The following is an 18,243-nucleotide window of genomic DNA, read 5'->3' as shown; positions in this document are numbered from 1 at the left end:
CTGGCACCCTTTTTGGTGCCGACTGCTCTGCCATGGGAGGCATTTTATGAACAATCCGGGTTTGTTCCAATCAAGGTGGAACCTCGGCCGGCTGGTTCTGTGCAACGTAGTGCCATTAGCGCTACTGGCTTTCTGGTTATGGCCTACGGGCAACTCGCTGTGTGTGATTTTCGACGAGTGGCTGTTCCGCTCGCTTAATGCACCGCTGGCCAGCAACCCGATATGGCTCCACATCTGGGCAATTGCAAGTCTGCGACCGTTCGACATCATCGTCGGCCTGATTCTGCTGACACTGCTGATCAAGGGCGACTGGGTGTTCAAGGCGATTGATGTGCGCCGGGCTTTTTTCGGTTTTCTGTCCATTCTGTTGTTGATGGTGGTGATTCGCGCGCTGTTTTCCAAGTTCGCCGACTACATGGATTGGCAACACAGCAGTCCGTCGATGGTGCTGGAAGGCGCCGTGCACATCAGCGACTACTTCCCGAATCTGGAAAAAACCTGGGAGCTGAAGGATCGCTCGGGCCAGAGCTTTCCGGGTGATCACGCGTCAGTGCTGTTGATCTGGGCGCTGTTCATGGGTGTGTTCAGTCGCACGACGGGTCAGTTCGTGACGGTCTGGGGCCTGGCGCTGCTGTTCATGTTGCCGCGACTGGTGGCCGGTGCGCATTGGGGCCAGGACGACTACATCGGCGGCATGCTGCTGGCCGTGTGGGCGTTGGGCTGGGGTTACTACACGCCGTTTGCTTGTCACGCGTCGAACTTCTGGCTGAAAGTGACAGCGCCGATTTTCGCACTGCTGGGCAAGTTGCCGGTGGTGTCGCGGATGAGCGTGGTGCGTAGCGCCTGATTCCGGGCGGTCTTCGGCGACGGCTGCACCCTCGATTCGCGAGCAGGCTCGCTCCCACATTGGAATGCAATCTCCTGTGGGAGCGAGCCTGCTCGCGAAGAGACCAGAACCCACAACACGCAAGTACGGTTTTTACTCGTCGTTACTGCTGCCACGAAACCTGAACAAATCCCGCCGCTGCTTCTTGCTCGGCTTGCCGTCGGTGCTTACGCCCAACGCGCCCGCCTTGCGCATCGCCGCTGCGGCTTCACGCTTGGCGATACTCGCCTCCGTCTCCGCGTACATGGTCTGCGCCTCGGGTGCGCCGCGCCGCACAATCGACAACGCTTCAACCTTGACGGTCCGCACTTCAAACCCGGTCCGAATCTCGAACTCATCGCCAATGCGCGGCTCTTTGCCTGGTTTGCAGCGCTCGCCGCGACAATGCACCTTGCCACTCTCGATGGCGGCTTTGGCCAACGCACGGGTTTTGTAAAAACGCGCAGCCCATAGCCACTTGTCGAGACGAACCCTGTTGTCGTCCTCGTCGTTTTTTTGTGCCATTTGAATTCCTCGTTCAGCCAGTAGTCGGAACTCTACTACCGTTTCTATCAGGCGCAAGAACCGGGCCTCCAGATAGACTGTGATCTTGGCCGGTTCAGCGGCACGGGGTGATCGAGTGACCAAATTTCCATCTTCATTGACTTCACCCGGAACCGGCTGCCGGAGCTGCCAGCAGACTGAGCCTTTGAATTTCGATTTCGCTTTTGCCTACCAACCCATCGTGGACCTGCGCGATCAGTCGGTCTTCGCTCATGAAGCGCTAGTTCGAGGGGTGGCCGGTGAAGGCGCACCCACAGTGTTGGATCAGGTTACAGAAGAGAACCGCTACCGTTTCGACCAACTCTGCCGGACCCGCGCCATCGAAGGCGCGGCCCGTCTAAATATGCAGACACACTTGTCGATCAACTTCATGCCCAACGCCGTCTATCGTCCAGAGTTATGTATTCGCAGTACGCTTGAGGCTGCCAAAAAACACGATTTCCCGATCAACCGACTGATTTTCGAAACCCTGGAAAGCCAGCACGTAGATAACTATCGCCATTTGACCAATATTCTGCGTGAATACCGCGAATTCGGCTTCAAGACCGCCATCGACGATTTCGGTGCCGGTTATTCGGGGCTCAATCTGCTGGCTGATTTCCAACCGGACCTGATCAAACTCGACATGGCGCTGATCCGCGATGTCGATCAAGACCGTGTTCGTCAGGCTATCGTCCGGGGGATTGTCACAATCTGTGCGGAGTTGGACGTTACAGTCATTGCCGAAGGCATTGAGAGCGCCGGTGAACGGGACTTCCTGGCGGACTGTGGAATATTTCTGATGCAAGGCTACTGGTTCGCCAAGCCTGCATTCAAAGCGTTGGCCCAGGTATCACCTGAGGCCTGGAAGCGTTAATCGTTGGTTTTTTCTATTGAAGACATTTGACCATTTGACCGTTGTGGGTCTGCGCGAGTGGGTGGCGCTCCCGGATTTGGGAGTCGCGGGCCTGCGGGCAAAGATCGACACCGGCGCCAGTACCTCGAGCCTGCACGCCACCGACATCGAGCCGTTCGAACGCGACGGCGAGAAATGGGTGCGTTTTACCGCGCACCTGGGCACGGTGGTGCAGTTGCGTCATCGGCGCTGCGAAGCACCGCTGGTGACGCGCAAAACCATCAAAAGCTCCAATGGCCAGGCGCAGGTGCGCTACGTGATCAGCACGACCCTGGCGCTGGGTGATCGGGTCTGGGCGGTGGAATTCACCCTCGCCTGCCGCAAGTCCATGCGTTATCGCCTGCTGCTCGGTTCCAAAGCCCTGATCGATGGCCAGTTGGTGGTCAATCCGGGCATCAAATATGTACAAGACAAGCCGGTGTTCCCGGTATCTACCTCCTCCACAGGTGTTGCATGAAGATCGCTGTGCTGTCGCGAAATCCGCGTCTGTATTCCACCCGTCGCCTGGTCGAAGCCGGCATCGAACGCGGGCATGAAATGGTAGTGATCGACACCCTGCGCGCCTACATGAACATCGCCAGCCACAAGCCGCAGATCCACTATCGCGGCAAACCCCTGGAAGGCTTCGATGCGGTGATCCCGCGCATCGGCGCTTCGGTGACATTCTACGGCTGCGCGGTGTTGCGCCAGTTCGAAATGATGGGCGTTTTTCCGCTCAATGAGTCAGTGGCCATCGCCCGTTCGCGGGACAAGTTGCGTTCGCTGCAATTGCTGTCGCGTCGAGGCATCGGCTTGCCGGTCACCGGTTTCGCTCACTCGCCGGATGACATTCCCGACCTGATCGACATGGTCAACGGTGCGCCGCTGGTGATCAAAGTGCTGGAAGGCACCCAGGGCATCGGTGTGGTGCTGTGTGAAACCGCGACCGCTGCCGAATCGGTGATCGAGGCCTTCATGGGTCTGAAGCAGAACATCATGGTTCAGGAATACATCAAGGAAGCGGGCGGGGCGGATATTCGTTGTTTCGTGGTCGGCGACAAAGTCATCGCGGCGATGAAACGTCAGGCCAAGCCGGGCGAGTTCCGTTCCAACCTGCACCGTGGCGGCAGCGCCAGCCTGATCAAGATCACCCCGGAAGAACGCATGACCGCGTTGCGCGCCGCCAAGGTCATGGGCCTGGCGGTGGCCGGTGTGGATATCCTGCGTTCCAATCACGGGCCGCTGGTGATGGAAGTGAATTCGTCACCGGGTCTGGAGGGGATCGAGACCACCACGGGCAAGAACGTGGCGGGGATCATCATTGAGCATCTTGAGAAGAATGGCGGGCCGAACATGACCCGCACCAAAGGCAAGGGCTAGAAAAGCAGCTTCGAGCTGCAAGCGACAAGTGAAAGCTACTGCGTGCAGCTTGTAGCTTGTAGCTTGTAGCTTGTAGCTGCTTCTATACCGCATCCCGGGGCAACATCAACCCCAGGGGCAGCCGCACCCGCGCTTCCAGCCCACCACCAGACCGATTGCGCAACTCAACATTGCCGCCATGCATCGACGCAATCCGTCTCACAATTGCCAGACCCAACCCGGTTCCCTTACCACCCCGCGCGCGGTCGCCACGGGTGAACGGGTTGAAAATCGCCTCCAGCTCCGAAGGATCAATCCCCGCGCCACGATCCATCACGCTCAGCACCACATACGGCGCGCTGGTATCTCCGGACACATAGGCCGCCACCTCGACACTGCTGCCGGCGTGGTTCAACGCGTTACCAATCAGGTTGTTGAGCAGGCGCTTCATCGACACCCGACGCAATGGAAACGGCTGGATCGGCTCCAGACGCAGGCGCACCTTCTCTTCATTCTGGTTGTAGGGTGCAGCCACCTCGCGTACCAGATCGCTGAGATCGACCTCTTCCACCGACTCGTCCCGACCATCGCGGATAAACGCCAGGAACTGGTCGAGAATCGCGTCCATGTCTTCGATGTCGCGCACCATGTCGTCCGTCAGGTCGGTGTGATCACCCATCAGTTCCAGAGACAGGCGCAGCCGCGTCAACGGTGTGCGCAAATCGTGGGAAACCCCGGCCAGCATCAGCTCGCGCTCGCGCCCAGCCTGTTCGACGTCTTCGGCCATCTGATTGAAGGCGCGATACACCTCGGTCATCTCGCTGGGGGTGTCACTGATCGGCAGACGCACGCTGCGCCCCTGACCAAGTTGCCGGGCGGCATAAACCAGACGCTTCAGCGGCTGATTGAGCTGGCTGACGAAAATCCACGCCGAGGCGGTCGACAGCAAGCCGATGGCGAGGAACCAGCCGAGCACGTTCCAGATTTTCTGGCCGCGCAACGGATGCGGGTAAAGCGGCACCTTCAGCCAGCCATCGCCGAGGCTCGGCGCCCGCACCCACAGCGCCGGTGGCGAATGCATGCGCAAACGCACTTCGGTGTCGGCACCCAGCTCCGCCTGCATTTGTCGCTGATAGATTTCACTGTACGGCCAATGCTGTTCGCCTTCCGGCACACCGGCACCGACCACCCGGATCAGGGTCGCGGCATCGGCGATCTTCGCGCGGTTTTCTTCATCGGCAGCCCAATAGGCGCGCAGCGTCAGGGCGACGCCGTGGCTGTATTGGCGATCCACCAGCACGTCCTCGTTCATCAACAGATAAACCAGCGTCAGCGCCTTGGAAAACAGCACGACGATGAGCACCAGCCAGAGGGTGCGGGAGAAAAAACTTTGGGGGAACCAGACGGGGGTTTTCATCGATAACCGTTACACGCTTGCAGGAGCGAGCCATGCTCGCATATTGCGGTTTGCGAGTCTGCGGGCAAGGTCATTTGACCACCCTGCAGACCCGCTCCTACAAATCACCGATCACTTGGTGGCGGTGCCATCCGGTACGAATACGTAGCCCACGCCCCAGACCGTCTGGATGTAGCGTGGTTTCGACGCATCAGGCTCGATCAACCGGCGCAGACGGGAAATCTGCACGTCGATGGAACGCTCCAGCGCATCCCACTCGCGGCCACGGGCCAGGCTCATCAGTTTGTCGCGGGTCAACGGCTCGCGAGCATGCATCACCAGTGCCTTGAGTACCGCAAACTCACCGGTGGTGAGCATGTGCACTTTGTTGCCACGCGTCAGTTCACGAGTCGCCAGCGACAACACGTAATCACCGAAAGTGACACTTTCGTCTTCGCTGCCCGGCGCACCCGGCACCGGCGCGGCCTGACGACGCAGTACCGCCTTGACCCGCGCCATCAACTCGTCCGGGTTGAACGGCTTGGCCAGATAATCGTCGGCGCCCAGTTCGAGGCCTTTGATACGGCTCAGCTCGTCGCCCTTGGCGGTGAGCATGATGATCGGAATCTGGTTGTTCGCACCACGCAGGCGGCGGCAGGCGGTCAAGCCATCTTCGCCCGGCAGCATCAGGTCGAGGACGACCAGGTTGAAAACTTCACGGGCCAGCAGACGGTCCATCTGCTCGGTGTTCAAAACGGTACGGGCGCGGTAGCCCTTGCTGGTGAAGAAACGCTCCAGCAGGCTGCTCAGCCCCGGATCGTCATCTACGATAAGAATTTTTTCGCCTTCAGCAGTTTGTGCAGTGCTGCTCATTGGATGCTCCTTTTAGCTCGGCGCGCATTATGGCGTAGCTGACGTTATACGCACCGAGTGCATTGTTAGCAGATTTTTCCTTCACGACCAGAAAACCGGGGTTTATGCCTACAGACTGCAACGCCCCCGAATGACAGAACGCTGGTTATAATGCGCGGCGTTTTGTGCCAGGCAACGTCTGAATCGTTACCGCAGGTGGCCGGAATTCTCTCCGGGCCGATGCAGTAATTATTCGATTTCACGGGTCAACGGGCTGCCTTTTGACCCAGGCAGCGGCAATTCTCTAGCCGCTCAACCAGACTCCGGGCCTTTATTTGCGCGCCTGCGAGCCTGCTTTCACAATATGTCAGGTGGTTTTATGGACAGCATCAACAGCCGCATTGCCGAGGAACTCGGTGTACGCCCACAACAGGTCGAAGCGGCCGTCGCGCTACTCGATGAAGGCTCTACCGTTCCCTTCATCGCCCGTTACCGGAAAGAAGTCACCGGCAGCCTCGATGACACCCAGTTGCGTCATCTGGAAGAGCGTCTGCGCTACCTGCGAGAACTCGACGAACGGCGCATCAGCATCCTCGCCAGTATCGAGGAACAAGGCAAGCTCACCCCTGCCCTTGAGCGCGACATCAAACTCGCCGACACCAAGACGCGCCTCGAAGACTTGTACCTGCCGTACAAGCAAAAACGCCGCACCAAGGGCCAGATCGCCCTGGAAGCCGGCCTCGGCGACCTGGCCGACGGTCTGTTCAACGACCCGAGTCTCGCCCCGGAAACCGAAGCCGCACGCTTCGTCGACGCCGAGAAAGGCGTGGCCGATGTCAAGGCAGCCCTCGAAGGCGCCAAGTACATCCTGATGGAGCGCTTCGCTGAAGACGCAAGCCTGCTGGAAAAACTGCGTAGCTACCTGAAACAGGAAGCGACCCTCAGCGCCCGCGTGATTGCCGGCAAGGAAGAAGAAGGCGCCAAGTTCCGCGACTACTTCGAACACGACGAACCGCTGAAAAGCATGCCGTCGCACCGCGCACTGGCGATTTTCCGTGGCCGCAACGAAGGCATCCTCAGTTCCGCGCTGAAAGTCGGCGACGAACTGCCGGGCACCATGCACCCGTGCGAAGGCATGATCGCCCAGCAATTCAATATCCAGAACCAGAATCGCCCGGCCGACAAATGGCTCGGCGAAGTGGTGCGCTGGACGTGGAAGGTCAAGCTCTATACGCACCTGGAAACCGACCTGCTCGGCGAACTGCGTGACGGTGCCGAAACCGAGGCGATCAACGTCTTCGCCCACAATCTGCACGACCTGCTGCTGGCCGCCCCGGCTGGCCCGCGCGCAACGCTGGGCCTCGACCCGGGCCTGCGTACCGGTTGCAAGGTCGCTGTGGTCGACTCGACCGGCAAGCTGCTCGATCACGCCACGGTTTACCCGCATGTGCCACACAACAAATGGGATCAGACCATCGCCATCCTCGCCGCCCTGTGCGCCAAGCATTCGGTTGACCTGATCGCCATCGGTAACGGCACCGCCAGCCGCGAGACCGACAAACTGGCCATCGAACTGATCAAAAAATATCCAGCCATGAAAATGACCAAGGTCATGGTGTCTGAAGCCGGTGCCTCGGTGTACTCGGCGTCGGAACTGGCCGCCAAGGAATTCCCGGATCTGGACGTGTCGATCCGTGGCGCGGTGTCGATTGCCCGCCGCCTGCAGGACCCGCTGGCAGAACTGGTGAAAATCGATCCGAAATCCATTGGTGTCGGCCAGTACCAGCACGACGTTTCGCAGCTGAAACTGGCGCGCGGTCTGGACGCTGTGGTCGAAGATTGCGTGAACGCCGTTGGCGTTGATGTGAACACCGCGTCGGTGGCGCTGCTGGCCCGTATCTCCGGCCTCAACGCAACGCTGGCGCAAAACATCGTCGCTCACCGCGATGAGCACGGCGCGTTCAAAACCCGTGCAGCACTGAAGAAAGTCGCGCGTCTGGGCGAAAAGACCTTCGAACAGGCGGCCGGCTTCTTGCGCGTGATGAACGGCGACAACCCGCTGGATTCGTCGGCCGTTCACCCGGAAGCCTATCCGCTGGTGCAGCGCATCGCCGCCGAAACCGACCGCGACATTCGCTCGCTGATCGGCGATGCCGGGTTCCTCAAGCGTCTGGACCCGAAGAAATTCACTGACGAGACTTTTGGTCTGCCAACCGTCACCGACATCCTCCAGGAACTGGAAAAACCGGGCCGCGACCCGCGTCCGGAGTTCAAGACCGCCGAGTTCCAGGAAGGCGTCGAAGATCTGAAAGACCTGCAACTGGGCATGATTCTCGAAGGCGTGGTAACCAACGTGACTGCGTTCGGTGCGTTCGTCGACATCGGCGTGCATCAGGACGGTCTGGTGCACATCTCGGCGCTGTCGGAGAAGTTCATCAAGGACCCACGCGAAGCGGTGAAGGCCGGTGACGTGGTGAAAGTGAAGGTCATGGAAGTCGATATTCCGCGCAAACGCGTTGGCCTGTCGATGCGCATGGGCGACACGCCTGGCGAGAAGATCGACGGTGCCCGTGGCTCACGTCCGGGCTCGGCGCAACGCCAGCCTTCGAACAACGCGCCCCGCAAGGAAACCGCCACCGCTGCGCCGGTGAACAATGCGATGGCCTCGCTGTTCGCCAACGCCAAGCAGTTGAAGAAACGCTGATGGAGATTCCGGCCGGGCTCGTCGAAAGCGCGTTTTTCAAGCTGCTGGGCTGCCGCCTGCACAGCCTGGAAACCGGGGTGGCGCAAGTCGCCCTGGGGCTGGAGCCGGAACTGCGCAATCGCGGCGGCAAATTGCATGGCGGCGCGCTGTTCAGTCTGGTCGATATCGCGATGGGGCTGGCCTGTTCCAGCACTCACGGTTTCGATCAGCAGAGCGCGACCATCGAGTGCAAGATCAACTACATCCGCGCCGTTTCCGACGGTGAGGTGCTGTGCACGGCGCGGGTGATCCACCCGGGCCGCCGCACGCTGGTGGTTGAAGCCGACGTGATGCAGGGCGACAAACTGGTCGCAAAAGCGCAAGGCACGTTCGCTGTCCTGTAGCTACTGGTCATCAATTTGAGTTAATTTCGGCGCTGTGTCTGCGGCGTCGAACTTTTCCGCACGCGCAATAGCCAGATTCAAGGAGTGAAGTTGGCGATCGGCACGGGCCTTTACGGCTCAAAAACCAGGCGAAAACGCCAGTTTCAACTTCACCCTTGTAGACCGTCTTGCCCACCCCCATATTGGGGCGACTGACGCGTGAAGGAATCCAAATTGAGCGAACTTCTCAACCGCCGCCTGGCCCTGCTTGGCGAGCGCGCTAACCTCTCTCTGCTCGAACAGTGCCTGCACGGTATCGAACGTGAATGCCTGCGCGTGACCAGCGAAGGTCGCCTGGCGCAAACGCCGCATCCAGAAGCCTTGGGTTCCGCGCTGACCAACGAACAGATCACCACCGACTACTCCGAGTCGCTGCTGGAATTCATCACACCCGCCCTGCCCGACCCGGCGGACACGCTGGCGAGCCTGGACAAGATTCATCGTTTTGCCTACAGCAAGCTCGGCAACGAGTACCTGTGGAGTCCATCGATGCCGTGCCCGTTGCCGGCCGAGGAAGACATCCCGATTGCCTATTACGGCACGTCCAACATCGGTCAGCTCAAGTACGTCTACCGCAAGGGCCTGGCCCTGCGCTACGGCAAGACCATGCAGTGCATCGCCGGGATTCACTACAACTTCTCGCTGCCGGAAAAACTCTGGCCGCTGCTGCGCGAAACCGAAGGTTTTGTCGGCACTGACCGTGATTTCCAGTCGTCGTCCTATATCGCGCTGATCCGCAACTTCCGTCGTTACAGCTGGCTGCTGATGTACTTGTTCGGTGCTTCGCCAGCGCTCGACGCCGGATTTCTGCGCGGTCGTTCGCATCAACTGGAACAACTGGACCCGGACACCCTGTATCTGCCGTACGCCACCAGCCTGCGCATGAGCGACCTCGGTTACCAGAGCAACGCCCAGGCCGGCCTGACCCCGTGCTACAACGATCTGGCGAGCTACACCGACAGCCTGCGCAAAGCCGTGGCCACGCCGTATGCACCCTACGTGGAGGTCGGCACGCACCAGGATGGCGAGTGGGTGCAACTGAACACCAATATCCTGCAGATCGAAAACGAGTACTACTCCAACATCCGCCCGAAACGCGTGACCTACACCGGCGAGCGGCCGATTCAGGCATTGGTGGCCCGTGGCATTCAATACGTTGAAGTGCGTTGCCTGGACATCAACCCGTTCCTGCCAATGGGTATCGACCTGACCGAGTCGCGTTTCCTCGATGCGTTCCTGCTGTACTGCGCGCTCAATGACAGCCCGCTGCTGACCAACACGTCTTGCGGCAACGCGACGTCGAACTTCCTCAGCGTGGTCAAGGAAGGTCGTCGCCCGGGCCTGCAATTGCAGCGTGACGGTGAGTCGGTCGAGATGAAAGAGTGGGCTGCACAATTGCTGGAGCAAATCGCGCCACTGGCAGCGTTGCTGGATCAGAGCCATGGCGGCGACGCCCACAGCAAGGCGCTGGATGCGCAACTGGCCAAGGTCAGCGACCCGTCCCTGACACCCTCCGCGCAAGTACTGGCGGCGATGGCTGAGCATAAAGAAAGCTTTGCGCAGTTCTCGCTGCGTCAGAGCCAGGCCCATGCCGGGTTCTTCCGCAGCGAGCCATTGGCGGCGGATGAGCAGGCGAAGTTTGAGGAACTGGCGCGTTCGTCGCTGGCAGCTCAGGCTGAGCTGGAGCAGAACGAGGTGGGGGATTTTGATGTGTTCGTTGGCTCGTATCAGGCGAGTATTTTGGCGATCAGCAACTAAGAGCCCCTCACCCTCGCCCCCTTGGGGGGAGAGGGCTGGGGTGACTCACTCCGCCGTCGACGGCTTCTCCCACAGATTGATCCCGCCCTCTTGGGCAAACCGGTCAATCTCCGCCAGCTCTTCAGCACTGAAGCTCAAATTCTTCAACGCGCCGACGTTCTCGATGATCTGCTCCGGCCGGCTCGCGCCGATCAGTGCCGAGGTCACTCGCGGATCACGCAGTGTCCACGCCAACGCCAGTTGCGCCAGGCTCTGGCCACGACGCTTGGCGATCTCGTTCAAGGCGCGCACGTGGGCAATGTTGGCCTCGGACAAGTGCGAAGCCTGCAGCGAGCCACCGCCCGGACGATTGACTCGCGCATCCGCCGGCACGCCGTTGAGGTATTTGTCGGTGAGCAGACCTTGCGCCAGCGGCGTGAAAGCGATCACGCCAGTGCCGAGTTCATCGGTGGTATCGAGCAGATCTTTTTCCACCCAGCGATTGAGCAGGTTGTAGGCCGGTTGATGGATCAACAGGGGCACTTTCCACTCTTTGAGCAGCGCAGCGATCTCACGGGTTTTCACCCCGGAGTACGACGAGATGCCGATGTACAACGCCTTGCCCTGTTGAACGGCGGTGGCGAGGGCACTGGCGGTTTCTTCCAGTGGAGTGTCCGGGTCGAAGCGGTGCGAGTAGAAGATATCCACATAGTCCAGACCCAGGCGTTGCAGGCTCTGGTCGAGGCTGGCCAGCACGTATTTGCGTGAGCCGCCGCCCTGACCGTAAGGGCCTGGCCACATGTCCCAACCGGCCTTGCTGGAGATGATCAGCTCATCGCGGTACTGCTTGAAGTCTTCACGCAGCAGACGTCCGAAATTGATCTCGGCGCTGCCATACGGTGGGCCGTAGTTGTTGGCCAGGTCGAAATGGTTGATCCCCAGGTCAAACGCGGTGCGCAGCAAGGCGCGCTGGGTGTCGATCGGCGTGCTGTCGCCGAAGTTGTGCCACAGGCCCAGCGACAGCGCTGGCAGCACCAGACCGCTGCGGCCAACGCGGCGGTAAGGGATAGAGTCATAGCGGTTTTCGGCAGCGGTGTAAGTCATCGAATCCTCTCCAGGGGCCGTGGGCGTCTTTAGCGCACACGATACACCCTAAGGTGGATATCAGCTCATCGGTCAGAAGGATGGATCAACGGCAGGCGCAGGCCAGCAAGCAAAAAAAGTCGCCGGCCAAACGCTCTTTGAGCATCGCAACCGGTGTCCCACAGAGCAGTGCTGCTGGCGGCGATGATGTTATTGATGATGCTGAGCGCCGAGTCCTGAAAAGCCCCGGCGCTCAGGCGCCGATCAACGTACCAGGTGCAAGAACTGCATGTGCCGTTCGTACTGGTCGAGGATGTCGTTGATGATCTGTTCCTTGGTGTAGCCGACCAGATCGTAATCCTGACTGCCCTCGCTCAAATGCACTTCGGCGCGGTAGTAGCGGCGGTTGTTGAGTTGCTTGGAACCCATGCCGCCGCGCGCGAACGATGGCGTGAAGTAGCCGCGCATCTGCACTTGATAGATGAACGGATGCTGCTCGCCGTGGCCGATTTCCAGGCTGATGTTGTCGTGCGCCGGGTCCGGCTGCGTGACCACATTCAGGCCTTTCTCGACGAACACCGCCGTCACTTCTTCAATTGCCGGGCGCACCGTGGTGTCCATGAAGCGGTACACCTCGTCGCGCGACGGGAAGTGCACCGCCTGGCTCAAGCGCTGTCGCCAGCCCCCCGTGCCGCGCCGTGAACCGGAGACCGGTGCCAGCGAATGCAACTGTGCGATCTGCTTCTGCGACTCCAGATAGAACGCCTTGTGCAGGCCCCACATCATCAGCAGCAGGATCAGCGAGAACGGCAACGAGGTCAGCACCACCGCCGATTTCAGCGCGTCGATGCTGCCGGAGAACAGCAGAGCGCTGGTGATCAGCGCCGTCATCGCGCCCCAGAACACCCGCAGCCACTTCGGCCCGTCTTCGTCCGGATTGCCGCCCTTGGCCGACAGTGTCGAGAGCACCACGGTGCCGGAGTCGGCAGACGTCACGAAAAACACGAAGCTGATAAACACCGTCACGGCGATGACGGTTTTGCTCCACGGATAGGTTTCCAGCAGCAGGTAAATGCTCATCGATGGGTTGTCGATGGCCGACATGCCCAGCGCGCTCATGCCGTGGTTGAGCACTTGATCCAGTGCACTGTTGCCGAAGATCGACATCCACGCGAGGGTGAAGCCGAGCGGAATCAACAACACGCCGAAGACGAATTCGCGGATGGTGCGGCCACGGGAAATGCGCGCGATGAACAGACCCACGAACGGCGACCATGCAATCCACCAGGCCCAGTAGAACACTGTCCAGCCGCCAAGCCAGTCGCTTGGTTTGTCGTAGGCGTAGAGGTCGAAACTCTTCATCGGCAAGGCGCCGAGGTAGTCGCCAATATTCTGGATCAACGTGTTGAGCAGGTGCTGGGTAGGCCCGGCGAACAACACAAACAGCAGCAGCGCACAGGCCAGCAGCATGTTGATGTCGGACATCACCCGCACGCCTTTATCGACGCCGGAAACGGCCACGATGATCGCCGCGCCCATCATCAGCGTGATCAGGCCGACCTGAATCCACTGGGTGTGAGCGATGCCGAACAGGTAATCAAGACCGGAGTTGAGGTGCAGCACCCCGAAGCCCATGTCGGCACCCAGACCGAACACTGTGGCGATGATGCCGAAGCCATCCACCGCGTAACCGATCGGGCCGTTGATGCGTTTGCCGATCAGCGGGTAAAGCGCCGAGCGCAGGGCCAGCGGCAGGTTGTGGCGATAAGCGAAATACGCCAGCGCCATGCCGACGAAAGCAAACACGCCCCAGCCATGCAGGCCCCAGTGCAGAAACAGAATCTGCATGGCCTGACGCGCCGCCTCCGCCGTGCCGGCCTCGCCTTGCGGCGGCTGGATCATGTGGGTCAGCGGTTCAGAGACGCAGAAGAAGAACAGCGTGATGCTGATCCCGGCGGCGAACAGCATGCCGGCCCAGGACAGGTAACTGAATTCGGGCTCGTCGTGGTCGGCACCGAGTTTTATCTTGCCGTAGCCGGATAAGGCGGTGACCACCACGAAGACCAGGTACAGGGTCATCGCCAGCATGTAGTACCAGCCGACCGTGTTGGCCGCCCAGTTTTGCGCTTCCAGCAGCCAGGCGCCGGCCTGTTCCGGCATGGCAATGACAACCAGACCAAACAGCAGAATCACCGTCGCGGCGAAATAGAACACCGGCGGATTCATGCGCACCAGACCGCTGGCGGGGGTAGACGATGCACTCATGAAACGTGCACCTCGAGGGGTTTAAACGTGGCTGAAATGATCGGACTCAGCAAAGGCAAGCCTCCTGTTGTGAGCGGGCAGCGAACCACCGGTTTAACTTGAATGAACGTTCAAGTTAAACATGGATCGGGTGGTAAGGACTAATCGCAGGGCTGGGCGGTAGTTTTCCTACAGTAGCCCAAGGAGGGGTATGACGCGGGTTTGAGGGGATTCGTTCACTTGAGAATTGGCTGATGGCCATTATCCCGATTTGGCCTTAAAACCATTCGCGAAACGCATTCCAGTGTGGGAGAGAGCCTGCTCGCGAAGAGGCCAGATGCCGCAACGCAATTTCAGAGCCTACTTCTGCGTCCCGTCATCATGCTGCAGATTGGCCTGAGTCAAATTGCACCCCGCCGGCACACTGCGGGTCAGCCACACATTGCCGCCAATGGTCGAGCCCTTGCCAATGGTGATCCGCCCGAGAATCGTCGCACCGGCGTAAATCACCACATCATCCTCAACGATCGGATGACGCGGATGGCCCTTCTGCAACTGCCCGTCTTCATCCGCCGGGAACCGCTTCGCCCCCAGCGTCACCGCCTGATAAATCCGCACCCGCTCGCCGATGATTGCCGTCTCGCCAATCACCACACCCGTACCGTGATCGATAAAGAAACTGCGACCGATCTGCGCGCCCGGATGGATATCGATGCCGGTCGCCGAATGGGCGATTTCCGCGCTGATCCGCGCCAGCAACGGCAACCCTGCGCGGTACAGGTGATGGGCCAGACGATGGTGGATCACCGCGAGAATCCCCGGATAGCACAGCAGGACCTCATCAACGCTGCGCGCCGCCGGGTCACCGTGATAAGCCGCCAGCACATCGGTGTCGAGCAACGTGCGCAAGCCCGGTAAAGCCAAGGCAAAATCCTGCACGATCTGAATGGCGCGGGGCTCGACTTCGGTGTCGGCCTGCGCGCTGTGGCGGGCGGCATAGCGCAGCTCCAGGCGGGTCTGCGCCAGCAAGGCATTCAGTGCGACATCAAGGGTGTGACCGACGTAAAAGTCCTCACTCTCTTCGCGCAGATCCACCGGACCGAGTCGCATCGGAAACAACGCACCACACAACGCTTCGAGAATCTCCGCCATCGCCGCCCGCGACGGCAACTCGCGACCACCCTGCTCGCCGGACGCCCGGCCGTTCTGTGCCCGCCACTGATCCCGCGCGCTGCGCAGTTGACTGACGATGGTCTGCAATTGCCAATGGCTGGAACGCTCGCTCACGGTAAAGACTCCTCACGGGCGGCCGGACTGTCTGGCCGCGTCAACGGCGTTTACTTTACGGCAAGGTCGCAAGGGCGAATTAAGAACCGATAGTGCTGGCCTCAGTCGATTTGGCTATAAGCGATTCACGGTTGCCCCTGCAAAAGCGCGTGCCTATAGTCCCTTCATCTTTCTCCGCCAGTACGGACCCATGATCAAGAATCAGCTGGAACGCTTCAACCGTCTCGACCTGCTCGGCCACCCCACCCCGCTGGAAAAACTCGAACGCCTGTCCACCTGGCTCGGCCGCGAGGTGTACATCAAGCGCGATGACCTGACGCCGCTGGCCATGGGCGGCAACAAGCTGCGCAAACTCGAATACCTCGCCGCCGACGCGCTGGCCCAAGGCGCCGACACGCTGATCACCGCCGGCGCGCTGCAATCGAACCACGTTCGCCAGACCGCCGCGCTGGCCGCCAAGCTCGGTCTCGGCTGCGTGGCGTTGCTGGAAAATCCGCTGGGCACCGACGACAGCAATTACACCGGCAACGGCAACCGCCTGTTGCTGGATCTGTTCGACACCAAGGTCGAACGGGTCGATAACCTCGACAATGCCGACGAACAACTGGCCGCCCTCGCCGTGCGTCTGCGCAGCAACGGCAAGAAGCCCTATCTGGTACCAATCGGTGGCTCGAATGCCCTTGGTGCCTTGGGTTACGTGCGCGCCGGACTTGAACTGGCCGAGCAGATCAAGAACGCCGGCGTCGATTTTGCCGCCGTGGTGTTGGCCTCGGGCAGCGCCGGCACACACAGCGGCCTGGCCTTGGCGTTGGCTGAACTGTTGCCGCAATTGCCGGTCATTGGCGTGACCGTTTCGCGCAGTGAAGAAGACCAGCGCCCGAAAGTCCAAGGCCTGGCGGAGCGCACGGCAGAGCTGCTCGGTGTCGAGCTGCCGGCCGCTTTCAAGGTCGAGTTGTGGGATGAGTATTTTGGCCCGCGTTATGGTGAACCGAACGCCGGGACACTGGCTGCGGTGAAATTGCTGGCGAGTCAGGAAGCCGTGCTGCTCGACCCGGTGTACACCGGCAAGGCGATGGCCGGGCTGCTCGATGGCATCGGGCGTCAGCGTTTTGCTGAGGGCCCGATCATCTTCCTGCACACCGGTGGCGCGCCGGCGCTGTTCGCCTACAAGGATTTTCTCTGAGAGCGATCCTTATATTCGAGTAAGATCTAACAGATTAGATATTGATTATTTTCGGATCTAACTTGATCACCTTATAGTCTCGCCGCAGGCGAATTTCGCGCGAGACGCATAAGCTGCTTTAGGGCACGATAACGCCGTCACTCGAATCACGAATTCGCCAACTTTCCTTAAGCGTCTTCCATAAGAAAACACAGGGGCTTGTCATGAATTTTTCCGCACTACGTCGCAATCTGCTGGTCGGTTCGCTGGGCCTGGCGCTGAGCGCCGGCCTGATTGGCCAGGCCGTGGCCGGTGAGCAACTGCAACAGATCAAGGACAAAGGCGTTATCAACGTCGGCCTGGAAGGCACTTACCCACCGTTCAGCTTCGTTGACGAGAACGGCAAGCTGTCCGGTTTCGAAGTCGAACTCTCCGAAGCCCTGGCGCAGAAGCTGGGCGTAAAAGCCAAGGTTCAGCCGACCAAGTGGGACGGCATCCTCGCGGCACTGGAATCCAAGCGTCTGGACGTCGTGGTCAATCAGGTGACCATCTCCGACGAGCGCAAGAAGAAGTATGACTTCTCCGAGCCGTACACCGTTTCCGGGATTCAGGCTCTGGTGCTGAAGAGCAAGGAATCCGCGCTGAACATCAAGACCGCCGCTGACCTGTCCGGCAAGAAAGTCGGTGTCGGCCTGGGCACCAACTACGAACAATGGGTCCGCGCCAACGTGCCGGGTGCTGACGTGCGCACCTACGACGATGATCCGACCAAGTTCGCCGACCTCAACAATGGCCGCACCGATGCGATCCTGATTGACCGCCTGGCTGCTCTGGAATACGCCAAGAAAGCCCCGAAAACCGTCGCTGCCGGTGAAGCCTTCTCCCGTCAGGAATCCGGTATTGCCCTGCGCAAAGGCGAGCCGGAACTGCTGGCCGCGGTCAACAAGGCCCTCGACGAGCTGCGTGCCGACGGCACTTTGAAGAAGCTGTCGGAGAAGTACTTCAACGCTGACGTCACTCAATAATGGAAGAAGCTTTCCAACTCGCCCTGGATTCCGCGCCCTTCCTGCTCAAGGGCGCGTACTACACAGTCGTCCTCAGCCTCGGCGGCATGTTCTTCGGTCTGCTGCTGGGCTTTGGCCTGGCGCTGATGCGCCTGTCGCGGTTCAAGTCGGTGAGCTGGCTGGCGCGCATCTACGTGTCGTTCTTTCGCGGCACGCCGTTGCTGGTGCAACTGTTCGTGATCTATTACGGCTTGCCGCAATTGGGTCTGGAACTTGATCCGCTGCCGGCGGCGCTCATCGGCTTCTCGCTGAACATGGCTGCCTACGCCTGTGAAATCCTCCGTGCCGCCATCGGCTCCATCGAGCGCGGACAGTGGGAAGCCGCTGCGAGCATCGGCATGACCCGTGCGCAAACCTTGCGCCGGGCCATCCTGCCGCAAGCGATGCGCACGGCGTTGCCGCCGCTGGGCAACAGCTTTATTTCACTGGTCAAGGACACGGCACTCGCCGCCACCATTCAGGTGCCGGAGCTGTTCCGTCAGGCGCAGTTGATTACCGCCCGGACTTTCGAAGTCTTCACCATGTATCTTGCCGCCGCGCTGATCTACTGGATTCTGGCCACGGTGCTATCGCACCTGCAGAACAAGTTGGAAGAGCGGGTCAATCGGCACGACCAGGAGTCCTGACCCG

At 60.2% G+C, this 18,243-nt stretch carries 16 protein-coding genes; 10 read left to right on the top strand and 6 right to left on the bottom strand.

Annotation, left to right across the window (positions count from 1 at the left end):
• The first annotated feature begins 46 nt into the window (after window positions 1-46).
• Window positions 47-847 (top strand): phosphatase PAP2 family protein, encoded by an 801-nt coding sequence (locus AACY19_RS03750; RefSeq protein WP_339448072.1) that lies wholly within the window; start codon window positions 47-49, stop codon window positions 845-847.
• 132 nt (window positions 848-979) lie between these two features.
• Here the strand turns inward: AACY19_RS03750 and AACY19_RS03745 are convergent, their stop codons facing one another.
• A complete protein-coding gene (locus AACY19_RS03745) occupies window positions 980-1,390 on the bottom strand; it encodes an RNA-binding S4 domain-containing protein (protein WP_339448070.1) in 411 nt (136 codons plus the stop codon).
• 115 nt (window positions 1,391-1,505) lie between these two features.
• On the opposite strand from AACY19_RS03745, the gene rimA reads away from it, so the two are divergent.
• Genes rimA through rimK form a run of 3 tightly spaced genes read left to right on the top strand, consistent with a single transcriptional unit; the run spans window position 1,506 to window position 3,683 of the window.
• A complete protein-coding gene (gene rimA / locus AACY19_RS03740; RefSeq protein WP_339448068.1) occupies window positions 1,506-2,285 on the top strand; it encodes a S6 modification regulatory phosphodiesterase RimA in 780 nt (259 codons plus the stop codon).
• A gap of 16 nt (window positions 2,286-2,301) precedes the next feature.
• Window positions 2,302-2,781 (top strand): retropepsin-like aspartic endopeptidase RimB, encoded by a 480-nt coding sequence (gene rimB, locus AACY19_RS03735; protein ID WP_003220644.1) that lies wholly within the window; start codon window positions 2,302-2,304, stop codon window positions 2,779-2,781.
• Entirely contained in the window at window positions 2,778-3,683 is a 906-nt protein-coding gene (rimK, locus tag AACY19_RS03730; protein WP_054047778.1) for a 30S ribosomal protein S6--L-glutamate ligase, read from the top strand. Before rimB ends, rimK begins: the two co-directional genes overlap by 4 nt.
• 82 nt (window positions 3,684-3,765) lie before the next feature.
• Here rimK and AACY19_RS03725 read toward each other — a convergent pair whose 3' ends face one another.
• The gene (locus AACY19_RS03725) at window positions 3,766-5,079 is read right to left on the bottom strand and encodes an ATP-binding protein (RefSeq protein WP_339448063.1); all 1,314 of its coding nucleotides are present in this window, start codon (window positions 5,077-5,079) and stop codon (window positions 3,766-3,768) included.
• Window positions 5,080-5,190: 111 nt separating this feature from the next.
• Window positions 5,191-5,931 carry an osmolarity response regulator transcription factor OmpR gene (gene ompR, locus AACY19_RS03720; protein WP_339448061.1) on the bottom strand — a complete coding sequence of 247 codons (741 nt, stop codon included), beginning with the start codon at window positions 5,929-5,931 and terminating at the stop codon, window positions 5,191-5,193.
• 358 nt (window positions 5,932-6,289) lie between these two features.
• Between ompR and AACY19_RS03715 the strand changes: the two genes are divergently transcribed.
• The 3 genes from AACY19_RS03715 (at window position 6,290) to gshA (ending at window position 10,794) form a co-directional block, all read left to right on the top strand.
• Window positions 6,290-8,614 carry a Tex family protein gene (locus tag AACY19_RS03715; RefSeq protein ID WP_339448059.1) on the top strand — a complete coding sequence of 775 codons (2,325 nt, stop codon included), beginning with the start codon at window positions 6,290-6,292 and terminating at the stop codon, window positions 8,612-8,614.
• Window positions 8,614-8,997 carry a PaaI family thioesterase gene (locus AACY19_RS03710; RefSeq protein ID WP_187679402.1) on the top strand — a complete coding sequence of 128 codons (384 nt, stop codon included), beginning with the start codon at window positions 8,614-8,616 and terminating at the stop codon, window positions 8,995-8,997. Before AACY19_RS03715 ends, AACY19_RS03710 begins: the two co-directional genes overlap by 1 nt.
• 213 nt (window positions 8,998-9,210) lie before the next feature.
• Window positions 9,211-10,794, top strand: coding sequence for a glutamate--cysteine ligase (gene gshA / locus AACY19_RS03705; RefSeq protein ID WP_339448053.1), 1,584 nt, complete (start codon window positions 9,211-9,213; stop codon window positions 10,792-10,794).
• Between the two features lie 45 nt (window positions 10,795-10,839).
• On the opposite strand, the gene mgrA is transcribed toward gshA, so the two are convergent.
• The 3 genes from mgrA to epsC form a co-directional block, all read right to left on the bottom strand.
• Window positions 10,840-11,877, bottom strand: a complete 1,038-nt coding sequence (gene mgrA / locus AACY19_RS03700) for an L-glyceraldehyde 3-phosphate reductase (RefSeq protein WP_007917913.1) — start codon at window positions 11,875-11,877, stop codon at window positions 10,840-10,842.
• A 243-nt stretch (window positions 11,878-12,120) separates the two neighbouring features.
• Entirely contained in the window at window positions 12,121-14,082 is a 1,962-nt protein-coding gene (gene betT, locus AACY19_RS03695; RefSeq protein WP_339448884.1) for a choline transporter BetT, read from the bottom strand.
• 378 nt (window positions 14,083-14,460) lie between these two features.
• Window positions 14,461-15,387 (bottom strand): serine O-acetyltransferase EpsC, encoded by a 927-nt coding sequence (gene epsC, locus AACY19_RS03690; RefSeq protein ID WP_339448050.1) that lies wholly within the window; start codon window positions 15,385-15,387, stop codon window positions 14,461-14,463.
• A 190-nt stretch (window positions 15,388-15,577) separates the two neighbouring features.
• Between epsC and AACY19_RS03685 the strand changes: the two genes are divergently transcribed.
• The 3 genes from AACY19_RS03685 to tcyL all read left to right on the top strand — a co-directional run bounded on the left by AACY19_RS03685 (window position 15,578) and on the right by tcyL (window position 18,239).
• The gene (locus AACY19_RS03685) at window positions 15,578-16,570 is read left to right on the top strand and encodes a D-cysteine desulfhydrase (RefSeq protein ID WP_339448048.1); all 993 of its coding nucleotides are present in this window, start codon (window positions 15,578-15,580) and stop codon (window positions 16,568-16,570) included.
• Window positions 16,571-16,773: 203 nt separating this feature from the next.
• Window positions 16,774-17,574: a cystine ABC transporter substrate-binding protein gene (gene tcyJ / locus AACY19_RS03680; RefSeq protein WP_339448046.1), complete on the top strand. Its 801-nt coding sequence runs from the start codon at window positions 16,774-16,776 to the stop codon at window positions 17,572-17,574.
• Window positions 17,574-18,239, top strand: coding sequence for a cystine ABC transporter permease (tcyL, locus tag AACY19_RS03675; protein ID WP_093106265.1), 666 nt, complete (start codon window positions 17,574-17,576; stop codon window positions 18,237-18,239). The genes tcyJ and tcyL overlap by 1 nt, the downstream gene beginning before the upstream one ends.
• Window positions 18,240-18,243 lie beyond the last annotated feature (4 nt).

The organism is Pseudomonas sp. EA_5y_Pfl2_R50, assembly GCF_963970475.1.
Taxonomy (GTDB): domain Bacteria; phylum Pseudomonadota; class Gammaproteobacteria; order Pseudomonadales; family Pseudomonadaceae; genus Aquipseudomonas.
This window is presented reverse-complemented; position numbering and strand designations above follow the sequence as displayed.

Coding starts and splice junctions, on each gene's coding strand:
- rimK (WP_054047778.1), top strand. CDS start 2,778: ATGAAGATCGCTGTGCTGTCGCGAAATCCGCGTCTGTATTCCACCCGT.
- AACY19_RS03715 (WP_339448059.1), top strand. CDS start 6,290: ATGGACAGCATCAACAGCCGCATTGCCGAGGAACTCGGTGTACGCCCA.
- AACY19_RS03685 (WP_339448048.1), top strand. CDS start 15,578: ATGATCAAGAATCAGCTGGAACGCTTCAACCGTCTCGACCTGCTCGGC.
- AACY19_RS03710 (WP_187679402.1), top strand. CDS start 8,614: ATGGAGATTCCGGCCGGGCTCGTCGAAAGCGCGTTTTTCAAGCTGCTG.
- AACY19_RS03750 (WP_339448072.1), top strand. CDS start 47: ATGAACAATCCGGGTTTGTTCCAATCAAGGTGGAACCTCGGCCGGCTG.
- tcyJ (WP_339448046.1), top strand. CDS start 16,774: ATGAATTTTTCCGCACTACGTCGCAATCTGCTGGTCGGTTCGCTGGGC.
- mgrA (WP_007917913.1), bottom strand. CDS start 11,877: ATGACTTACACCGCTGCCGAAAACCGCTATGACTCTATCCCTTACCGC.
- AACY19_RS03725 (WP_339448063.1), bottom strand. CDS start 5,079: ATGAAAACCCCCGTCTGGTTCCCCCAAAGTTTTTTCTCCCGCACCCTC.
- betT (WP_339448884.1), bottom strand. CDS start 14,082: ATGAATCCGCCGGTGTTCTATTTCGCCGCGACGGTGATTCTGCTGTTT.
- AACY19_RS03745 (WP_339448070.1), bottom strand. CDS start 1,390: ATGGCACAAAAAAACGACGAGGACGACAACAGGGTTCGTCTCGACAAG.
- tcyL (WP_093106265.1), top strand. CDS start 17,574: ATGGAAGAAGCTTTCCAACTCGCCCTGGATTCCGCGCCCTTCCTGCTC.
- ompR (WP_339448061.1), bottom strand. CDS start 5,931: ATGAGCAGCACTGCACAAACTGCTGAAGGCGAAAAAATTCTTATCGTA.